Annotated in this window: 17 protein-coding genes and 1 pseudogene; 7 read left to right on the forward strand and 11 right to left on the reverse strand. The window is 71.7% G+C overall.

Annotated elements, in window-relative coordinates:
• Positions 1-97 precede the first annotated feature (97 nt).
• From ACWDD7_RS14020 to xylB, 3 genes are all read right to left on the reverse strand, one after another.
• Positions 98-1,582: an APC family permease gene (locus ACWDD7_RS14020; RefSeq protein WP_450457506.1), complete on the reverse strand. Its 1,485-nt coding sequence runs from the start codon at positions 1,580-1,582 to the stop codon at positions 98-100.
• A 277-nt stretch (positions 1,583-1,859) separates the two neighbouring features.
• Entirely contained in the window at positions 1,860-3,068 is a 1,209-nt protein-coding gene (locus ACWDD7_RS14025) for an ROK family transcriptional regulator (protein WP_351865584.1), read from the reverse strand.
• Positions 3,069-3,107: 39 nt separating this feature from the next.
• Positions 3,108-4,553: a xylulokinase gene (gene xylB, locus ACWDD7_RS14030; protein WP_351865586.1), complete on the reverse strand. Its 1,446-nt coding sequence runs from the start codon at positions 4,551-4,553 to the stop codon at positions 3,108-3,110.
• Positions 4,554-4,749: 196 nt separating this feature from the next.
• On the opposite strand from xylB, the gene xylA reads away from it, so the two are divergent.
• Both xylA and ACWDD7_RS14040 read left to right on the forward strand, forming a co-directional pair.
• Positions 4,750-5,916, forward strand: coding sequence for a xylose isomerase (xylA, locus tag ACWDD7_RS14035; RefSeq protein ID WP_351865588.1), 1,167 nt, complete (start codon positions 4,750-4,752; stop codon positions 5,914-5,916).
• 297 nt (positions 5,917-6,213) lie between these two features.
• A complete protein-coding gene (locus tag ACWDD7_RS14040; RefSeq protein ID WP_392218588.1) occupies positions 6,214-6,396 on the forward strand; it encodes a hypothetical protein in 183 nt (60 codons plus the stop codon).
• Between the two features lie 23 nt (positions 6,397-6,419).
• Here the strand turns inward: ACWDD7_RS14040 and ACWDD7_RS14045 are convergent, their stop codons facing one another.
• On the reverse strand, positions 6,420-7,289 hold the full coding sequence (locus tag ACWDD7_RS14045) for a hypothetical protein (RefSeq protein WP_450457507.1): 870 nt from the start codon (positions 7,287-7,289) through the stop codon (positions 6,420-6,422).
• 287 nt (positions 7,290-7,576) lie between these two features.
• Here ACWDD7_RS14045 and ACWDD7_RS14050 point away from each other — a divergent pair, with 287 nt between their 5' ends.
• Positions 7,577-8,482 carry an oxygenase MpaB family protein gene (locus ACWDD7_RS14050; protein ID WP_450457508.1) on the forward strand — a complete coding sequence of 302 codons (906 nt, stop codon included), beginning with the start codon at positions 7,577-7,579 and terminating at the stop codon, positions 8,480-8,482.
• On the opposite strand, the gene ACWDD7_RS14055 is transcribed toward ACWDD7_RS14050, so the two are convergent.
• Positions 8,459-8,992: a PadR family transcriptional regulator gene (locus ACWDD7_RS14055; RefSeq protein WP_351865600.1), complete on the reverse strand. Its 534-nt coding sequence runs from the start codon at positions 8,990-8,992 to the stop codon at positions 8,459-8,461. The two genes, ACWDD7_RS14050 and ACWDD7_RS14055, sit on opposite strands and share 24 nt — an antisense overlap.
• Before the next feature lie 112 nt (positions 8,993-9,104).
• Here ACWDD7_RS14055 and ACWDD7_RS14060 point away from each other — a divergent pair, with 112 nt between their 5' ends.
• Positions 9,105-9,860: an alpha/beta fold hydrolase gene (locus ACWDD7_RS14060; protein ID WP_450457509.1), complete on the forward strand. Its 756-nt coding sequence runs from the start codon at positions 9,105-9,107 to the stop codon at positions 9,858-9,860.
• Between the two features lie 4 nt (positions 9,861-9,864).
• On the opposite strand, the gene ACWDD7_RS14065 is transcribed toward ACWDD7_RS14060, so the two are convergent.
• Together ACWDD7_RS14065 and ACWDD7_RS14070 are read right to left on the reverse strand one after the other, a co-directional pair.
• Positions 9,865-10,464 (reverse strand): class I SAM-dependent methyltransferase, encoded by a 600-nt coding sequence (locus tag ACWDD7_RS14065; protein ID WP_351865605.1) that lies wholly within the window; start codon positions 10,462-10,464, stop codon positions 9,865-9,867.
• An 88-nt stretch (positions 10,465-10,552) separates the two neighbouring features.
• The gene (locus ACWDD7_RS14070; protein WP_351865608.1) at positions 10,553-10,981 is read right to left on the reverse strand and encodes a PPOX class F420-dependent oxidoreductase; all 429 of its coding nucleotides are present in this window, start codon (positions 10,979-10,981) and stop codon (positions 10,553-10,555) included.
• Between the two features lie 91 nt (positions 10,982-11,072).
• On the opposite strand from ACWDD7_RS14070, the gene ACWDD7_RS14075 reads away from it, so the two are divergent.
• Together ACWDD7_RS14075 and ACWDD7_RS14080 are read left to right on the forward strand one after the other, a co-directional pair.
• On the forward strand, positions 11,073-11,486 hold the full coding sequence (locus ACWDD7_RS14075) for a roadblock/LC7 domain-containing protein (protein WP_351865611.1): 414 nt from the start codon (positions 11,073-11,075) through the stop codon (positions 11,484-11,486).
• A 198-nt stretch (positions 11,487-11,684) separates the two neighbouring features.
• Positions 11,685-12,713 (forward strand): annotated as a pseudogene (locus ACWDD7_RS14080) (DUF6397 family protein).
• Between the two features lie 31 nt (positions 12,714-12,744).
• Here the strand turns inward: ACWDD7_RS14080 and ACWDD7_RS14085 are convergent.
• Both ACWDD7_RS14085 and ACWDD7_RS14090 read right to left on the reverse strand, forming a co-directional pair.
• Positions 12,745-13,614 (reverse strand): acyl-CoA thioesterase, encoded by an 870-nt coding sequence (locus ACWDD7_RS14085; protein WP_351865617.1) that lies wholly within the window; start codon positions 13,612-13,614, stop codon positions 12,745-12,747.
• Positions 13,615-13,633: 19 nt separating this feature from the next.
• Positions 13,634-16,147 (reverse strand): DUF3516 domain-containing protein, encoded by a 2,514-nt coding sequence (locus ACWDD7_RS14090; protein ID WP_450457510.1) that lies wholly within the window; start codon positions 16,145-16,147, stop codon positions 13,634-13,636.
• A 145-nt stretch (positions 16,148-16,292) separates the two neighbouring features.
• Between ACWDD7_RS14090 and ACWDD7_RS14095 the strand changes: the two genes are divergently transcribed.
• Positions 16,293-17,087, forward strand: a complete 795-nt coding sequence (locus ACWDD7_RS14095) for a metal-dependent hydrolase (RefSeq protein ID WP_450457511.1) — start codon at positions 16,293-16,295, stop codon at positions 17,085-17,087.
• Positions 17,088-17,119: 32 nt separating this feature from the next.
• Here the strand turns inward: ACWDD7_RS14095 and ACWDD7_RS14100 are convergent, their stop codons facing one another.
• Both ACWDD7_RS14100 and ACWDD7_RS14105 read right to left on the reverse strand, forming a co-directional pair.
• Positions 17,120-17,383 carry a type B 50S ribosomal protein L31 gene (locus ACWDD7_RS14100; RefSeq protein ID WP_392218578.1) on the reverse strand — a complete coding sequence of 88 codons (264 nt, stop codon included), beginning with the start codon at positions 17,381-17,383 and terminating at the stop codon, positions 17,120-17,122.
• 60 nt (positions 17,384-17,443) lie between these two features.
• Positions 17,444-17,914, reverse strand: a complete 471-nt coding sequence (locus tag ACWDD7_RS14105; protein WP_351865628.1) for a DUF5709 domain-containing protein — start codon at positions 17,912-17,914, stop codon at positions 17,444-17,446.
• Positions 17,915-18,098: the final 184 nt, after the last annotated feature.

Consider the following 18,098-nt stretch of genomic DNA (forward strand, 5'->3'; position numbering starts at 1 on the left):
GGAGAGGGCGGGAGGGGCCGCAGAGTGCGGCGCGGTGTTCGGTGGGGGACCGCCGGGTGCGGCCGGTCGTACGGCACGGAGTCGGTGCGGTCACCGGTCAGCGGGGCACGGTCCCGTCCTGGCGGTGGCCGGCCGTGTCGTCGTCCTCGATGTGCACCCGCGCGGTCTCGGCTATGCGCTCGGGATGACGCCGGGTCAGGACCAGCAGCACCACCACACCCGCCACCATCCAGGCACCGACGATCGGACCCGCGTAGGACACCGGAGTCGTCAGCTCGGTCACGAAGTCGAACACCGGGAGGCCGGCCGACGTCAGCAGCGCGGGGACGAAGGCGACGATGCCCAGCACCGGGAACAGCAGGTGCCGTATCGGCCTGAAGGCACTGCCGCCGACGCGTACGAAGTGGCCGGCGCACGCGAGGTTCACCACGATGTAGACGCCGATGACGACTGTGACGATCACTGTGGCGAGGAGCAGGAACGCGGTGTCGGGGCCGTAGCCGAGGCCGAGTCCCAGCACGGCTGCGACGGCCACGACGGTCTGTACGGCGATACCCGTCACAGGGGAGCGGTGCCGGGGATGGAGTGTGGCGAGCGCCCGGGGCAGGACCCGGATACGGGCCAGGGCGAAGGCGGTACGGGTCGACACGTTCGCGCACGCGTTGGCGTTGGCGATCGTGGAGTTGACCACCGCGAGGAACAGCAGCACCCAGAAGAGGCCGAACGAGGCCCGGGCGACGCCCTCCCAGGACGCTCTGCCCGACGCGCCGAACCCGGTGAACCGGTCCGGTCCGAAGTAGACGGTCATCGCATAGGTGGTGACCACGTAGAACAGGCCGATGCCCAGGGCCGCGCCCAGCACTGCGCGGTGCATCGTCCGCCGGGGCTCGCGCGTCTCCTCGGCGAGTGGTGCCGCCGCCTCGAATCCGGCGAACGCCAGCACCGTGTACACGGATCCCGCGAAAACACCGCCGATCCCGCCATGTCCCGCGGCGGTGTGGGAAGTGCCGAAGACGGACAGGGTGTTGGCGCCGCCGGCCTTCGCGATCAACAGCGCCGCGAACACCAGGAAGACGAGGACCTCGAAGGCTCCGAGGACGGTTCCGAAGCGGGCCGAGGCGCGGACACCGAAGCATCCGGCGGCGGCGATCACGGCGGCGCCCGCCAGGGAGTACGGCCACCAGAGATCCGCCGGGTACGAGGGCCATTCGTCATGCAGTGTCCCCGCCACCGTGAAGCCCAGTTGCAGGAGCAGCAGCGGGGGGACCAGCATCTCCACGAAGACGTAGCCCCAGCCGACGAGGAAGCCGACGGCCGGGTGCAGTCCCCGCGCCGCGTAGGTCGCGACCGAGCCGGCCGCAGGCAGCTCCCGTGCCAGCTCGGCGACGCAGGAGGCGGTGAACAGGCAGGCCACCAGGGCGACCAGCACGGCCAGCGGCAGGCTGCCGCCCGCGAAGGCCGCGCCGGACGGGATGGACGCGGCCACCGCGGCGGCCGGCGCCATCGCCGTGATGCTCTGGAACAGGACCTCGCGCAACCCGATCGCGTCGGGCCGCAAAGTCCTGGTGGTCTCCTCGCGCATGTGTCCCCCGATACCGTCCGTCCGATGCCGCCCGATCTGGGTGAATGGCTCTCACATCACGGGCCTCGCAGCGGCTCTGACGTACCGACAGCGCGTGCCTCGTGCGATTCACGGTACGGCGCGGGTGGGCCCGGCAGAAGGGTGCGCCACGGTTCCGTGGACAAGCGGAAGTCTGTGGATAACTTCGCCACTCGTTCGGGTGGGGACAGTGCGCCGGGAGCCGTGCGGCCGCGCCGGAGCCCCGATGGACAGGTGTGCGCTGGTGCCCGACGAGGCGTCAGGTCCGCTTCGCCACCGATGCCGGATCGTCCAGCACAGCGCGGACGACGGAGTGCGCCGCGCCCAGCAGCGGACCCTCGGGGCCCAGCGGCGACACCGCGACGGGGCAGGCCGGGCCCGCCGTACGGCCCGTCAGCTCCGCCTCCAGCGAGGGCAGCAGCCACGGCGAGAGCCCCGCCAGGGCGCCGCCCAGGACCACCGTCTCGGGGTCGAGCAGGTTCACCGCGCCGGTCAGGGCGATGCCGAGGGCCGTGCCCGCGTCCCGGAGTGCCGCCCGCACGCCTTCCTCGCCCTTCTCGGCGCGCTCCGCGAGCAGGCCGACGAGGTCCTCGCGCGGGCGGAGCCCCGCCGCCCGCAGTACCGCCTCCTGACCCGCGTACTGCTCCAGACAGCCGCGCCCGCCGCACGCGCAGGACGGCCCGTCCGGCCGTACCGGCACATGGCCCAGCTCGCCCGCGAACCCCCGCGTTCCGCGCAGCAGCTGCCCGTCCACGACGATCGCCGCACCGATACCGATCTCGGCCGACACATGCAGGAACTCGCGCGGTGTGCCGGCGCCGAGCCACAACTCGGCCAGGGCGCCGAAATTGGCCTCGTTGTCCACGGTGAGCGGCCAGTCGCCCGGCAGCAGGTCACCGAGGTCGGTGTCGCGCCATTCGAGGTTGGGTGCGCGGACGACCGTCCGGCCGTCACGCGCGACCAGTCCGGGTACGGCGACCGCGAGCCCGGCGGGCCACAGTTCCTCCTGCTCGGCCTCGGCGACCACCTGGCGGACCAGCGACGTCAGCTCCGCGATCACCGGCTCGGGCGCCCGGCCGCGGTTGGTGCTCCGGCGCACGGCCTGCGCGCGGACCGCGCCGCGCAGGTCGACCGCGCACACCGCGAGATGATCGACGCCGATCTCCGCGCCGATGCCGGCAGGGCCGCGGCCGCTCACGGCCAGTGCCGACCCGGGCCGGCCCACGCGCCCCGGCCGTTCGGGGCCCAGCTCCTCCAGCAGCCCCCACCGGATCAGCTCGTCCACCAGGGTCGACACCGCGGCCCGCGTCAGACCGATGCGCGAGGCCACCGCGGCCCGGGACAGCGGACCCTCGGCGCTGACGGTGTGCAGCACCCGCGCGAGGTTGCGCCGGCGCATGCCCTGCTGGGTGTCCGGCAGGGCCCGGCCGACTCCCGCGGGCCGGGCCTCGTGCAGCGGTGCGGTCATGCCTGCGTCAATCCTCGTTCCAGGGCCGGGCGGTGCGGCTCAGCGGTCTTCCGTCCCCCGCTCCAGCAGCGGGGACGCGTCGGAGAGTACCCCGCCGATCCGGGCCAGCGTCTCCTCGTCCCGGGGCACGGGCTCCAGCACCGGGCCCGCCGCGGTGTTCCAGCGGCGCGCCACCGCCGCCGGGTCCTCGCCGGTCAGCAGCCCGGCTGCCTGGGCCGCCGCGCCCAGGGCGACCAGTTCCTTCGCCGTGGGAATCTGCACCGGCCGCCCGGACAGCCGTCGCACGGTCTGCTGCCAGGCCCGGCCGCGCGCTCCGCCGCCGATCAGCAGCAGCGGGCTGTCCCGGTCCGCGTCCTCGTCGAGGACGAGGTCGAGGGCGCCGAGCAGCGAGTGCACCGCACCGTCGTACGCCGCCTGGAGCAGTTGGCCCGGCGTCGTGTCGTGGCGCAGCCCGTGCAGCAGTCCGGAGGCGTTCGGCAGGTTCGGGGTGCGCTCGCCGTCCAGGAACGGCAGGAGCGTCACGGAGCCGCCGGGTGCCACGGCCTCGCGGTCCAGGCCCAGCAGGGCCGCGACGCGGTCCACGGCGAGCGTGCAGTTCAGGGTGCAGGCGAGCGGCAGCCAGTCACCTCGTGCGTCGGCGAAGCCCGCCACCGTCCCGGTCGGATCGGCCGGGCGGTGCCGGGAGACGGCGTACACCGTGCCGGACGTTCCCAGGCTCAGTACCGGGGTGCCGGGCAGCAGCCCGAGGCCCAGCGCGGCCGCCGCGTTGTCACCGGTGCCGGCGGCCACCAGCGTGCCCTTGGAGAACGGCAGGCCGTGGCCGTCGCGCACGGTCCCGGCCACCTCGCCCGGACGGACCACGCGGGGCAGCAGCGCAGGGTCGAGCCCGATGTGCGCCAGGGTCTCCTCGTCGTACTGCTCCGTGCCGGACGCCCACCAGCCGGTGCCGGAGGCGTCACCGCGATCGGTGACAGCCTGCCCGGTCAGGCGCTCGGTGAGGTAGTCGTGGGGGAGCCGAACGGCCTTGGTCGCGCGGGCCGCCTCCGGCTCGTGCTCGGCCAGCCACGCCCACTTCGTCGCCGTGAACGACGCCCCGGGCACGCTGCCGGTGCGCTCCGCCCAGGCCTTGGGGCCACCCAGCTCCTCCACCAGCCGACGGGCCTGCGGCGCCGAGCGGACGTCGTTCCAGAGCAGCGCCGGGCGCACCGGCTCACCGTGCTCGTCCAGCGTGACCAGGCCGTGCTGCTGGCCGCCGATCGACACCGCGGCCGCCTCGTGCGCCGCGTCGCCGCACTGGCGCAGCGCCTCGCGCAGGGCGTCCCACCACTGGCGCGGATCGCTTTCCCGGCCCGCCCCGGAGGTGACGGTGTGCGGCGCCTGGCCGCTCGCCACCACCTGCCCGGTGGCCGCGTCGACGACCAGGGCCTTCGTGGACTGGGTGGACGTGTCCACTCCGACGACGAGCGGGCCCTCCGCTGCTGACATGGGTCTCTCCCTCTTCCGCGGCTCAGCGGGATGTGCTGTGGGGCGCTCCCGAGGACGCCCCGAGGGCGTCCGTGGAAGACATCTGTCGAAGACACCTTTGTGGTCGAAGACACCTTGTCTCTTCCCAGAGGCGTGGTCGCATACTAATTTGTAAACGGCCATGACGAAATAGTCGTACGGAACAAGGAGCAGCGCCATGAGCTTCCAGCCCACCCCCGAGGACAAGTTCACCTTCGGTCTGTGGACCGTCGGCTGGCAGGGAAGGGACCCGTTCGGCGACGCCACCCGCCCTGCCCTCGACCCGGTCGAGACCGTGCAGCGCCTGGCCGAGCTGGGCGCCTACGGAGTGACCTTCCACGACGACGACCTGATCCCCTTCGGGTCGTCCGACACCGAGCGCGAGTCGCACATCAAGCGGTTCCGCCAGGCCCTGGACGCCACTGGCATGACGGTGCCGATGGCCACCACGAACCTCTTCACCCACCCCGTCTTCAAGGACGGCGGTTTCACCGCCAACGACCGCGACGTGCGCCGCTACGCGCTGCGCAAGACGATCCGCAACATCGACCTGGCGGCCGAGCTGGGCGCCAAGACGTACGTCGCCTGGGGCGGCCGTGAGGGCGCCGAGTCCGGTGGCGCCAAGGACGTGCGCGACGCCCTCGACCGCATGAAGGAGGCGTTCGACCTCCTCGGCGAGTACGTCACCGCCCAGGGCTACGACCTCCGCTTCGCCATCGAGCCCAAGCCCAACGAGCCCCGCGGCGACATCCTCCTGCCCACCGTCGGCCACGCCCTGGCCTTCATCGAGCGCCTGGAGCGCCCGGAGCTGTACGGCGTCAACCCGGAGGTCGGCCACGAGCAGATGGCCGGCCTGAACTTCCCGCACGGCATCGCGCAGGCCCTGTGGGCGGGCAAGCTCTTCCACATCGACCTCAACGGCCAGTCCGGCATCAAGTACGACCAGGACCTGCGGTTCGGCGCCGGCGACCTGCGGGCGGCGTTCTGGCTGGTCGACCTCCTGGAGAGCGCCGGTTACGAGGGCCCGCGGCACTTCGACTTCAAGCCGCCGCGGACCGAGGACTTCGACGGCGTGTGGGCCTCGGCCGAGGGCTGCATGCGCAACTACCTGATCCTCAAGGAGCGCGCGGCCGCCTTCCGCGCCGACCCGGAGGTGCAGGAGGCCCTGCGCGCCGCGCGTCTGGACCAGCTGGCCCAGCCGACCGCGGCGGACGGCCTGGAGGCCCTGCTCGCCGACCGCACCGCGTTCGAGGACTTCGACGTGGAGGCGGCCGCCGCGCGCGGCATGGCGTTCGAACGCCTCGACCAGCTGGCGATGGACCACCTGCTGGGCGCGCGTGGCTGACGGTCGCGCCCAGGAAGCGGTGACGGAAGAAGACCGGGGGACGCGGCGCCTGCGCGGGCCGTGCTCCCCGGCCGTTCCGCGTGCACCGCATGGGCGCTTTCGCACTGGCCCCCTTGGGCTGAAGGTGGCCCGTGGTCACCGCGGCCATGCTTCGCGGGTGCCGCTCCACCGGCGGAACCGGCCCGCCCATTAGGGGCACACCTCAGGGATGTCTCAGGGGCGAGGCCCGGAACCGCGGGGAGCGGGAAGCCGTTCTCACAGCAGAGAACGGCAGCGGCCGTGAAGGAGGCGACGCTCATGTCGAGAAATGCGAAGATCGCCGCAGGGGGTGTGGCGGTCGGCCTGATCCTGCTGGTATGGCTGCCCTGGTGGGTGGCGTTCCTGATCGTGGTGGGCGTCCCGGCGGCCGCCTACCTGGCACTGGACCCGTCCCAGCGGCGCAGGCTCCGCAGGGTCACCCGCAAGGAACTCGGCCGCTGAGACGGAGACCGTGTCGCCCCGGATCACAGGGGCCGTACGGCCATCTTGTCGAGCGCTTCCAGCAGTCCGGGCAGTTCCGGGCCGCGGCCGATCGGCAGGACCTCGCCCGGCTCGTCGTCGAGCAGGACGAAGGCGATGTCGTCGGTGCGGGCCACCATCGACCAGCCGGGGCCGTCCGCACGCAGTGTGCGGGCGTCGCCGGGGGCGAAGGTGGAGCGCACCCGGCCCAGCGGCGGCGGTGAGTCGACGTAGGCGCGCGCCTCCGCGAGCACCCGCCGGATCCCCTGGTGTCCGCCCCTCGGGGATGCCACCTCGCCCCCGTGGCCCTCGCCGCCCTCCTCGGCCTGTGCCGGGGGTGAGGCGACGGGGCCCCAGCCGGCCGGCGCGGTGAACTCGTCGTCGTTGATCCGCTGCCGCCACTCCCCCCACTGCGACGCGATCTCGTCGGCGCCCAGGCGCCGCTGAGCCGGCCCCCAGACACTGGTGTCCGGCGGACTCAGCGGAGGCTGGTCCGCCGTCTCGGGAGCGGGATCGTGCGGCGCGGGGACGCCGGGGGCCGCGACGGCGACCGCCAGCGGCCAGCCCGGCAGCGCGGTCACGATGGCGTGCTCGTCCGGCGACAGCTCGTACTCCAGGCCGCAGTCCCAGGACGCGATCGCCACGGCGACCAGCGAGACGTCGTCGATGACGACCGTCCAGCGGGCGCCGTCGCCGTCCTGCCCCAGTACCAGGCCGTACCCGTCGGCGCGGGGCGCGAGCCCCAGCGTCGCGCACGCCTCCGGATAGTCGTCGCCCAGCACGCTCGGAAACTGCGCCGGTGTCAGCAGCACCGCCGTCAGCACATACAGCGCATCGTCCGCGGCGGCGACGGCCCCATCGTCCGTCCCAGCCATCCGTGCCTCCCCATCGGCTTGTCCAACCGCGCGCACCCTAATCCGGACGGAAGGCCCTTGTCACGACTCCTCACACCACGCGGACCTGCAACTTTCCCCCTGGACAGGGGCGAAACGACCACGGTCTCCACGGGACTTCCCCAGACCACCCCCACCCTGGGACGTATCCGGGTGCGGATCCTGCCGGGCAAGGCAGCCGGCCCCCTCCGAAACGGGGACATCGGTGATGGTTCATCTCCTCGCATTCCACGTAGAGTTGGGGTCCGGCGACAGAAGGGGGCGGCGCGGTGAAGCGCTTCGAACGGCTGGAGCGGATCCGCCGACTGGACCCGGTGGCCGACGCACCGGAGATCTACCGGCTCAGCGCCGTCTTCGAATTTCCCTGGGACTACACCCGGGCCCTGGAGTTGGCCCTGTACCGCACCTACGCGGTTCCGAGCATCGGCCGGCTCCTCGCCGAGACCGCCGAGCTGACCGACCGCACACAGAAGCGGTACGACGACACCGCGCTGCTCCTCGACACGGTCGTGGAGCACGGCTTCGCCGCCGAACAGGGGCGTACGGCGATCCGCCGCATCAACCAGATGCACCGCAGCTACGACATCAGCGACGACGACATGCGGTACGTGCTCAGCACCTTCGTCGTGGTGCCCAAACGCTGGATCGACACCTACGGCTGGCGTCGGCTGTCCCGGCACGAGATCGTCGCCGCCGCCGAGTACTACCGGACCCTCGGCCGGCACATGGGTATCCCGGATCTCCCCACGACGTACGAGGAGTTCGAAACCCTCCTCGACACCTACGAGGCGGCACACTTCGGCTGGGACGAGGGGGCCCGACGTGTCTCGGACGCCACCCTCGACCTGATGGCGTCCTGGTACCCCCGTCCCCTGGCCCCCCTGCTGCGCACGGGTGTGCTCGCCCTGCTCGACGAACCGCTGCTGAACGCCTTCCGCTACCAGCGGCCGGGCACGGCCACCGTCGCCCTGGTGCGGCGCGCCGTCAAGGCGCGCGGTCGGGTGGTACGACTGCTGCCGCCGCGCCGCTCGCCCCATTTCGCGCGCCAGAACCGGGAGATCAAGGGGTACCCGAACGGCTATCGCGTGGCCGACCTCGGCACTCGCCCGGTCCCGGGGTTGCGCGGCTGCCCCGTACGGCATCTGGACACCTCAGCGGCCGACTCCGCCGAGTGACGCGAGGGTGTCGCGCAGCCAGGCGAGTTCCGCCTGGCTCGTGGCACGCGCGATGGTGAGGATCCCCTGCCGGAAGGGGTCGTTCACTTCCTCGGCACGGACCGGCCGGTCGCCCTCGTAGAAGAAGCTCGTCGGCTCCTCCAGGAAGGCGAGCCGGCGGCGCAGCACGGCGGTCTGGGCGGCGGGGTCCTCCAGATGCCGCAGGAAGGCGAGCACGACGAACCACTGGTTCTCGTCGGTGATCTCGCGCTGCCCGGGTTCGGCGAGCCTCCGTCTCAACTCGCCCCGGCCCTCCTCGGTCAGCCGCAGCACATGACGCGGCGCGGCCACGGCCCCCGGCTCGGTGGCGCGAACCAGCAGTCCGGCCTTCTCCAGCCGCTTGATCGCCGGATACAGCGTGCTCTCCGCGACCGGCCGCACATGACCGGTGAGTGCCGCGATGTGCCGGCGCAGGAGGTATCCGTGCAGGGGGGCCTCGTACAGGAATCCCAGGATGGCGAGTTCGAGCATGGCCGCATTCTTGCGTACGGCTGTACAGCGATGCATCGATACTCTGTTGACGCCATACCTCGATAACGAGGTATGGTCGGGTCAGTGATCGAGGTCGGCAGGGGAGGACGTTGTGCGGCAGGCTGTTTTCGACGGTGAGGGAAGCCGGATCCGCTGGACGGAGGCACCGGGGGAGGAGCCCGCCCGGGTCTATCTGCACGGGCTGGGATCGATGTCCGCTGCCTATCACGCGCACATCGCGGCCCGCCCCGAGCTCGCGGGCAGACGCAGTCTCTTCCTGGACCTGCCGGGCCACGGCCTCAGCGACCGGCCCCGGCACTTCGGTTACACACTGGAGCAGCACGCCGACGCGGTCGCGGCCGCCCTGGACACCGCGGAGGTCCGCGGTGCCGAGCTGATCGCGCACAGCATGGGCGGCGCCGTCGCCATCGTGCTCGCGCACCGGCGGCCGGAACTCGTCTCCCGGCTGGTGCTGGCCGAGGCCAATCTGGACGCCTTTCCGCCCCTGTCCGCGGGCAGCAGCGCGATCGCCACCTACGAGGAGGACGAGTTCGTCGAGGAGGGGTACGCGCGCGTGCTGGAGGCCGTCGGTCCGGTGTGGGCCGCCACCATGCGGCTGGCCGACCCGCGCGCCCTGCACCGCAGTGCCGTCGGGCTGCGGCGCGGCTCCGACCCCGTGATGCGCACGATCCTGGAGGGTCTGGGCGTCGACCGGGTGTACCTACAGGGGGAGAAGAGCGGTGAACTTCAGGACCGCGGGCTGCTGGAAGAGGCCGGCGTACGGGTGCTGACGGTGACTGGCGCCGGGCACAACATCATGTTCGACAACCCCGACGCCTTCGCCGCCGCCGTCGCCGGAAACCTCTGATCCTTCAGTCCTCGCGCACGGCGAGCGCGAGGAAGCGGGCGTCCTCGTCGACGTACGACGTCATGCGCCACCCCGAACGGGACAGCAGCGGGTGGAGATGGTGCTCGGCCCGCAGGTCGTCCGGCGTGATCTGCCTGCCCTGCCGTGCTGCCAGAGCCGCGCGCCCGACGGGATGGAACAGGGCGAGCCGCCCGCCGGGCCGCACCACCCGGGCGAGTTCCCGCAGGTTCTCCACGGGGCGCGGCAGATGGGCGATCAGCCCCGCCGCGAACACCGCGTCCAGGGACCCCGAACGCAGCGGCAGGGCGGCCACGTCCGCGAGCAGCAGTGTCCCCTCCCGGTCCCGGCCCGCCGCTACGGCGGCCGCGAGCATCGCCGAGGTCAGGTCGGCGCCGAGGACCACGCCGGTGGGGCCCACGGCGGCCCGCAGCGGGGACAGCGCGCGCCCGGTCCCGCAGCCCGCGTCCAGCACGCGGTCGCCCGTGCGCAGCCCGAGGTCGGCCACGGCGGCCGCGTACGCGGGCCCGTCATCGGGAAACCGGCTGTCCCAGTCCGCGGCCCGGGCGGTGAAGAACTCCTGGACGTGTGCGTGGTCGTCGCTCATGTCCCGCATGATGCCCTGATTCCGCGCCGGCGCGCGGACAACGGTCGGCGCGGAGGCGCCCCTGCGGCTGATCGGCCGAGGCAGCCGTTCAGGCCGCGAGATCCCGCACCGCCACCACCTGTTCGATGGGAACGCGGACCAGCAGCTCGCCGGGAACGCCGTTGCGGGCGCCGAACTCCTCGGCGCGGTCCTCGCCCATGTAGCGCGCGGCGACCCGCGCGGCCCAGTGGCGCACGTCCACCAAATCCTCCGACAGCCGGGCGTGGCCGTTCAGCACCACGAAATGGAACGGCGGCCGCTCTTCGTCCACGCACAGAGCGACACGCCCGTCACGGGCCAGATTGCGCCCTTTCACGGTGTCCCGGCCGGTGAGAAAGACCAGTTCGTCCCCGTCCAGCAGGAACCAGACCGGGGCCACATGAGGGCTCCCATCGGCGCGAACGGTGGACAGTTTGCCGGTGCGGGTGCCTTTTGAGACGAACGCCCGCCATTCCTCGTCGGTCATCTTCTGTGCCATGCGCCCATCCTGCTTGCCCGTATGCCGCACGTGGGGAAGGCTTGCGGAGGGTTCCTCCAGCCAGGGGGAGACATCACACGGGGAGACGGAAATGGCGCAGAACCAGGGACTCGGCTGGCTCCTGGACGATCTGACGGAACGTGTGGACGATGTGCGGCACGCGCTGGTCCTGTCCAACGACGGACTGGTCACCGGCGCGAGCACCGGACTGCGCCGCGAGGACGCGGAGCACCTCGCCGCCGTGGCGTCCGGTCTGCACAGTCTGGCCAAGGGATCGGGACGCCACTTCGGCGCGGGCGCGGTACGTCAGACCATGATCGAGTACGACGACGCCGTGCTGTTCGTGACCGCGGCCGGCTCCGGCAGCTGCCTGTGCGTGCTCAGCGGGGCGGAGGCCGACATCGGACAGATCGCCTACGAGATGACCCTGCTCGTCAACCGGGTCGGCGAGCACCTCGGCGTCGACGCCCGCAAACCCGAGCAAGCACCGGGAGCAGACCTCTGACCTGGGAATTCTTCAGGATCCCCGGAGTTATCCACAGGCCCACCGCGCGATGCGGCGAAACGGCTACGGTGTGTGCACGGCGATCGCACGAGGCGTGAGCCACTGACTCCACGGGGGAGTATGACCATGTCGGCAGACACCTTCGGAGCAGCCTGCTCCGAGACCTGTGCACCGGGCCGGGCCGCTCGTGAACTGGGCATGCTGCGGGGCGAGTTCGACCTCGCCGTCCAGCTCGGGCACGTGCGTACCGTGCCCGACGAGGGCGGGGGCTGGGGGCGGCTGGTGGAGCGCGCGGAGATCGACCGGCTGCGTGCGCAGGACGGGTTCCCGGACACGCTCAGCGATCGGGTTCGCGTCGTGGGCACCAGCGACGGCGCCGAGCTGATGGACATCTCGGTCGGCCGCTTCACCCGGCTCGCGCGCCTGGGCCTGCTCGTGCCCATGAAGGCCTACGTCAACCGGTACGGGGCCGTGGTCTGGCTCTATCTCGCCCAAGAGCTGAAGGACTTCGCGGCCGCCGCGGAGAACACGCGCCTGCTCAGGGGGCGCACCCCCGAGACGCTGCGGAGCCAGCTCGCGGAGGGCGTCGACCTGCGTGCCCGCAACTGGCGCATGCGGTAGCTCGGATGTCTGCTGCGGCAGACCGGGGACCCCTGGGCCCGAGCCGGGGCCCTGGCCACCCTGCTCCCGCCCGCCGAGGTCGCCGATGTCGTCGAGGACCCGTACGAACGCGCCTGGGTGAACCGGTTCCGGTCCGCGCTGCCCGGTCAGACCCTGCCGGGAACAACGTTCGCCCACGTCGCCGAGCGGATCACGACCGCGCAGGACGCGGACGAGATCGAGTGGCTGCGCAGCGACCTGGCCCGCTCGGTCGAGGAAGCACGGGCCCTCGCGCCGGCCCCCCGGCCGGCCGTGCGCCGCGCCAGGCCGACGACGCGTCCGACGGCACGGCCGATCCCGCCGATGGCACGCACGGCGACGGCGCCGGTGGAGGCGGGGGAGCCAACGGTCCGCCCGCCGGAGCCGACGGCGGGGACGGCCGTGCGGGCCGCCGAGCCGTGTCCGATCCCCGGAGGGCGCGCGCCCGAGCGGCGACAAGTGCCCCGGGCATGGCCGGCCCCGCCCTCCGGTCCGCGGTTCCCCGGACCCGGACACACACCGCCGCGCTCCACGCTCCGCCTGCGCGCCTGGCTGAGGCGGAGAGGCCCGCGACCCGCAGAGGTCTGAGCACACGTGGTCGAGCCCGGTCGACGGCCCGCTACAGGGACCTGAACAGTCCCTCTTGGACGACCGAGACGAGCAGCTGCCCCTCGATGTCGTAGATGCGCCCGCGGGCGAGCCCCCGCCCGCCGGTGGCGATCGGCGACTCCTGGTCGTACAGGAACCACTCGTCGGCGTGGAAGGGCCGGTGGAACCACATGGCGTGGTCCAGCGAGGCCATGTCGAAGCTCCGGCGGCCCCACAGGGGCTCGATGGGGATGCGCACCGCGTCCAAGAGAGTCATGTCGCTGGCGTAGGTCAGCGCGCAGGTGTGGACCAGTGGATCGTCCCCCAGTGGCCCCACCGCGCGCATCCACACGGCGCTGCGCGGCTCGGCGCCCCTGACCTCCTCGTCGTTCCAGCGCAGTGGGTCGGCATACCGGATGTCGAAGGGCTGGCGGCGCACCATCCGCTCCAACTGCTCCGGCAGCGTGCCCAGATGCTTGCGTATCTCCTCGGCCACCGTCGGCAGCGTTTCGGGATGCGGCAGCTCACGGGCCGGCGGCAGCTGGTGTTCGAACGGTCCTTCCTCAGGCTTGTGAAAGGAGGCGGTCAGATTGAAGATCGTGCGGCCCTGCTGCACGGCGGTGACCCGGCGCGTGGTGAAAGAACGCCCGTCGCGGATCCGCTCCACCTGGTACACGATCGGCACGCCCGGACGACCCGGGCGCAGGAAGTACGCGTGCAGCGAGTGCACCGGTCGGTCGCCGTCCGTGGTGCGGCCTGCGGCGACCAGGGCCTGGCCCGCCACCTGGCCACCGAAGACCCGCTGCAGGGACTCCTGCGGGCTTCGGCCGCGGAAGATGTTGACCTCGATCTGTTCCAGGTCGAGCAGATCGACCAGTCTCTCGGCCGGGTTCGTCGTCATGGGTGGGATTCTCCTGTGGTCACAGCTGGCCGACATCGGTGACGCGTACGACCGCGCGACCCTCGGCGTCCGAGGCCGCGAGGTCGACTTCCGCACTGATACCCCAGTCGTGATCGCCATTGGGGTCGTCGAAGATCTGGCGGACCCGCCAGAGGCCGTTCCCCGGCTCCTCCTTGATGACCAGCAGCTTCGGACCGCGGGCATCGGGGCCGGTGCCGAGGTCCTCGTACTCGTCCCAGTACTTGTCCATGGCCTCGCCCCAGGCGTCGGCGTCCCAGCCGGACTCGCCGTCCATCTCGCCCAGTTCCTCGACCTGGTCCAGCGCGGCCAGCTCCACGCGGCGGAAGAGCGCGTTGCGGACCAGCACCCGGAAGGCGCGCGCGTTGGTGGTGACGGGCTTGACCTCGTCGGCCTTCTCCTGGGCCTGCTCGGCGGTCATTTCCTCGGGATTCGCCAGCTGCTCCCACTCGTCCAGCAGGCTGGAGTCGACCTGGCGCACCATCTCGCCGAGCCACTCGACCAGATCCTGCAGGTCCTCGGACTTCAGGTCGTCCGGGATGGTGTGGTCGAGGGTCTTGTAGGCACCGGCGAGGTAGCGCAGCACGATGCCCTCGGTGCGGGCCAGCTCGTAGAAGGACACCAACTCCGTGAAGGAAAGCGCCCGTTCGTACATGTCGCGGACGACCGACTTCGGCGACAGCGGGTGGTCGCCGACCCAGGGGTGGCTCTTGCGGTAGGTGTTGTAGGCGTGGAAGAGCAGCTCTTCCAGCGGCTTCGGGTAGGTGACGTCCTGGAGGCGCTCCATGCGCTCCTCGTACTCGACGCCGTCGGCCTTCATCGCGGCCACGGCTTCGCCGCGCGCCTTGTTCTGCTGGGCGACGAGGATCTGCCGCGGGTCGTCCAGCGTGGATTCGACCACGGAGACCATGTCGAGGGCGTAGGACGGCGAATCGGGATCGAGGAGTTCGAACGAGGCGAGGGCGAACGTGGACAGCGGCTGGTTGAGCGCGAAGTCCTGCTGGAGGTCGACCGTGAGCCGCACGATGCGCCCCTCCGCGTCGGGCTTGTCGAGCTTCTCCACGATGCCGCCGTCGAGCAGCGAACGGTAGATCGCGATCGCCCGGCGGATGTGCCGCAGCTGCTGTTTGCGCGGCTCGTGGTTGTCCTCCAGGAGATGGCGCATCGCGTCGAAGGCGTTGCCCGGCCGGGCGATCACCGACAGCAGCATGGTGTGCGTCACCCGGAAACGGGACGTCAGCGGCTCCGGCTCCGAGTCGATCAGCTTCTGGAAGGTGTTCTCCGTCCAGCCGACAAAGCCCTCCGGCGCCTTCTTGCGCACCACCTTGCGCCGCTTCTTCGGGTCGTCGCCCGCCTTCGCCAGCGCCTTCTCGTTCTCGATGACGTGTTCCGGCGCCTGGGCGACGACGAGGCCCGCCGTGTCGAAGCCGGCCCGGCCGGCCCGGCCCGCGATCTGGTGGAACTCCCGCGCCCGCAGGGTCCGCACGCGGCTGCCGTCGTACTTGGTCAGTGCGGTGAACAGGACGGTGCGGATGGGCACGTTGACGCCCACGCCGAGCGTGTCCGTGCCGCAGATGACCTTCAGCAGACCGGCCTGGGCGAGCTTCTCCACCAGCCGCCGGTACTTGGGCAGCATGCCGGCGTGGTGCACGCCGATGCCGTGCCGGACGTAGCGGGAGAGGTTGCGGCCGAACTTGGTGGTGAAACGGAAGTTGCCGATCAGCTCGGCGATCTGGTCCTTCTCCTCGCGCGAGCACATGTTGATGCTCATCAGCGCCTGGGCCCGCTCCACGGCCTGCGCCTGGGTGAAGTGGACGATGTACACCGGCGCCTGTTTGGTCTCCAGCAGCTCGGTGAGCGTCTCGGTGAGCGGGGTCAGCTTGTACTCGTAGGAGAGTGGCACCGGACGGGTCGCCGAGCGGACCACCGCGGTCGGTCGGCCGGTGCGGCGGGTGAGGTCCTTCTCGAAGAACGACACATCGCCCAAAGTGGCGGACATCAGGATGAACTGTGCCTGGGGCAGCTCCAGCAGTGGAATCTGCCAGGCCCAGCCGCGGTCACCCTCCGCGTAGAAGTGGAACTCGTCCATGACGACCTGGCCCACGTCCGCGTTCTTGCCGTCGCGCAGCGCGATCGAGGCCAGCACCTCGGCCGTGCAGCAGATCACGGGGGCGTCGGCGTTCACGGAGGCGTCGCCGGTGAGCATGCCGACGTTCTCGGTGCCGAACAGCTTGCACAGCTCGAAGAACTTCTCCGACACCAGCGCCTTGATCGGGGCCGTGTAGAAGGTGACCTCGTCCCGGGCCAGTGCCGCGAAGTGCGCGCCCGCGGCGATCATGCTCTTACCGGAGCCGGTGGGGGTGGAGACGATCACGTTCGCCCCGGACACCGCTTCGATCAGCGCCTCTTCCTGGTGGGGGTAGAGGGTGAGGCCGCGCTCCTGGGCCCACGACTCGAAGGCTTCGTAGAGGGCGTCGGGGTCGGCGGTCGGCGGCAGCTGATCGATGAGGGTCACCCTCCCATCTTGCCTGCCCTCCTCCCTGATCGGGGAATCGGCTGGGGCCGGGAAGATCACGGCAGCTACGCTGTGTCGCCGACGGAGCGTCAGCGAACCAGGTCAACTGGACAGCGGTATACGAGGAATGGGGCGGGAAGCGGCCATGATGGGACCAGCACACTCACTGTCGGGAGCCGCGGCCTGGCTCGGCGTCGGAGCGGCCGCCGCCGCGGCCGGGCACCCGATGCCCTGGCCGGTCCTGCTGGTCGGCGCCCTGATCTGCGCCGGCGCCGCGCTCGCCCCGGACCTCGACCACAAGGCGGCCACCATCTCGCGCGCCTTCGGGCCGATCTCGCACTGGCTCTGCGAGATCGTGGACAAGCTGTCCTACGCCGTCTACAAGGCGACCAGGAAGAAGGGCGACCCGCGCCGCTCCGGCGGCCACCGCACGCTGACGCACACCTGGGTGTGGGCGGTCCTGATCGGCGCCGGTTCCTCGGCGGTGGCGATCACCGGGGGGCGCTGGGCGGTGCTGGCGATCCTGTTCGTGCACATGGTGCTGGCCATCGAGGGCCTGCTGTGGCGGGCGGCGCGGGGCTCCAGCAGCGACGTCCTGGTCTGGCTGCTGGCGGCGGCCTCGGCGTGGATCCTGGCGGGCGTGCTCGACAAGCCCGGCAACGGCTCGGACTGGTTGTTCACCGAGCCCGGTCAGCATTACATGTGGCTGGGACTGCCGATCGTGCTGGGCGCGCTGGTGCACGACATCGGGGACGCGCTGACCGTCTCGGGCTGCCCGATCCTGTGGCCGATCCCGCTGGGCCGCAAGCGCTGGTACCCGGTGGGCCCACCGAAGGCGATCCGGTTCAGGGCGGGCAGCTGGGTCGAGCTGAAGGTGCTGATGCCCGTGTTCATGGTGCTCGGAGGGGTGGGCTGCGCGGCGGCCCTCAATGTGATCTGAGTCTGACCTGCGGTTCCGGTGGCGGCGACGGATCAGGTGGCCTCGCCCGGATCCGCCCCGCCGTAACGGCGCTCGAAGCGGGCGATGCGGCCCTCGGTGTCGACCGTGCGGGCCTTGCCGGTGTAGAAGGGGTGGCTCTCCGAGGAGATCTCCACGTCGATCACCGGGTAGGTCTGCCCGTCGTCCCAGTCGATGGTCTGCTCGCTCCGCGCGGTGGACCGGGTCAGGAACGCATAGCCGGCGGCGCGGTCGCGGAAGACCACCAGGTGGTAGTCGGGATGTTTGTCCTGCTGCATGGCGGCTCCTCGCGCGGGGCGGTCGGGCAGGGCGCCGGCGGGTCGGTGAGGGCCCGCGGCTCAGCCGGAGACGGAGTCCTCGTCCACGATGTGCATCGCGGCCTCCTCGGCGGAGGCGGCGGCGCCGTCGATGCCGACGTCGCTGGCCACGAGGGCGGCCTCCTCGTCCTCGTGCGCACCCTCGTCCGGGGCCACCAGCCGGCCGGAGCGGAGGTCGCCGACCTCGTTGTCGAGGAGTTCCCCGTCGGTGCCCTCGCAGTCGCCGATGCCGTCGTCGTCGGGGACCTCCCGGTCCGGCACCTCCTCGGCCAGGCGTTGATCGAGGGTCTCGCCCGCCTTCCGCTCCGCCGCGGTCACACCGTCGTGTTCCACCGCCCACGGCCGCTCCGGAGGGGACCAGCCGCGGTCGAGGGGGTCGTCGACACCGTCGAAGTCCAGAGTGTCCTCGACGTCGAGCACTCCCGAGTCCTCCCGGATCTCCGAGGGATCGGGCTGGTAGACGTCGTCCCCCCAGCCGTCGGCGCTGTCCACGACTACCTCCAGGTGGTGAGGACGGCCGGATACCGCCGGAAAGGGCGGCGGGCCGTCGGCACACACGGCACGGATGTCACACGGCGTGTACCAGGGGGTTCCCGGGCGAAACCCGAGCCGGTGCCGTTCTCCAGACTTCCACTGCTGCTCACCACCGCGCAACGGCACGGGGTGCGGGCGGCTC

Source organism: Streptomyces sp. NPDC001056 (assembly GCF_053598955.1).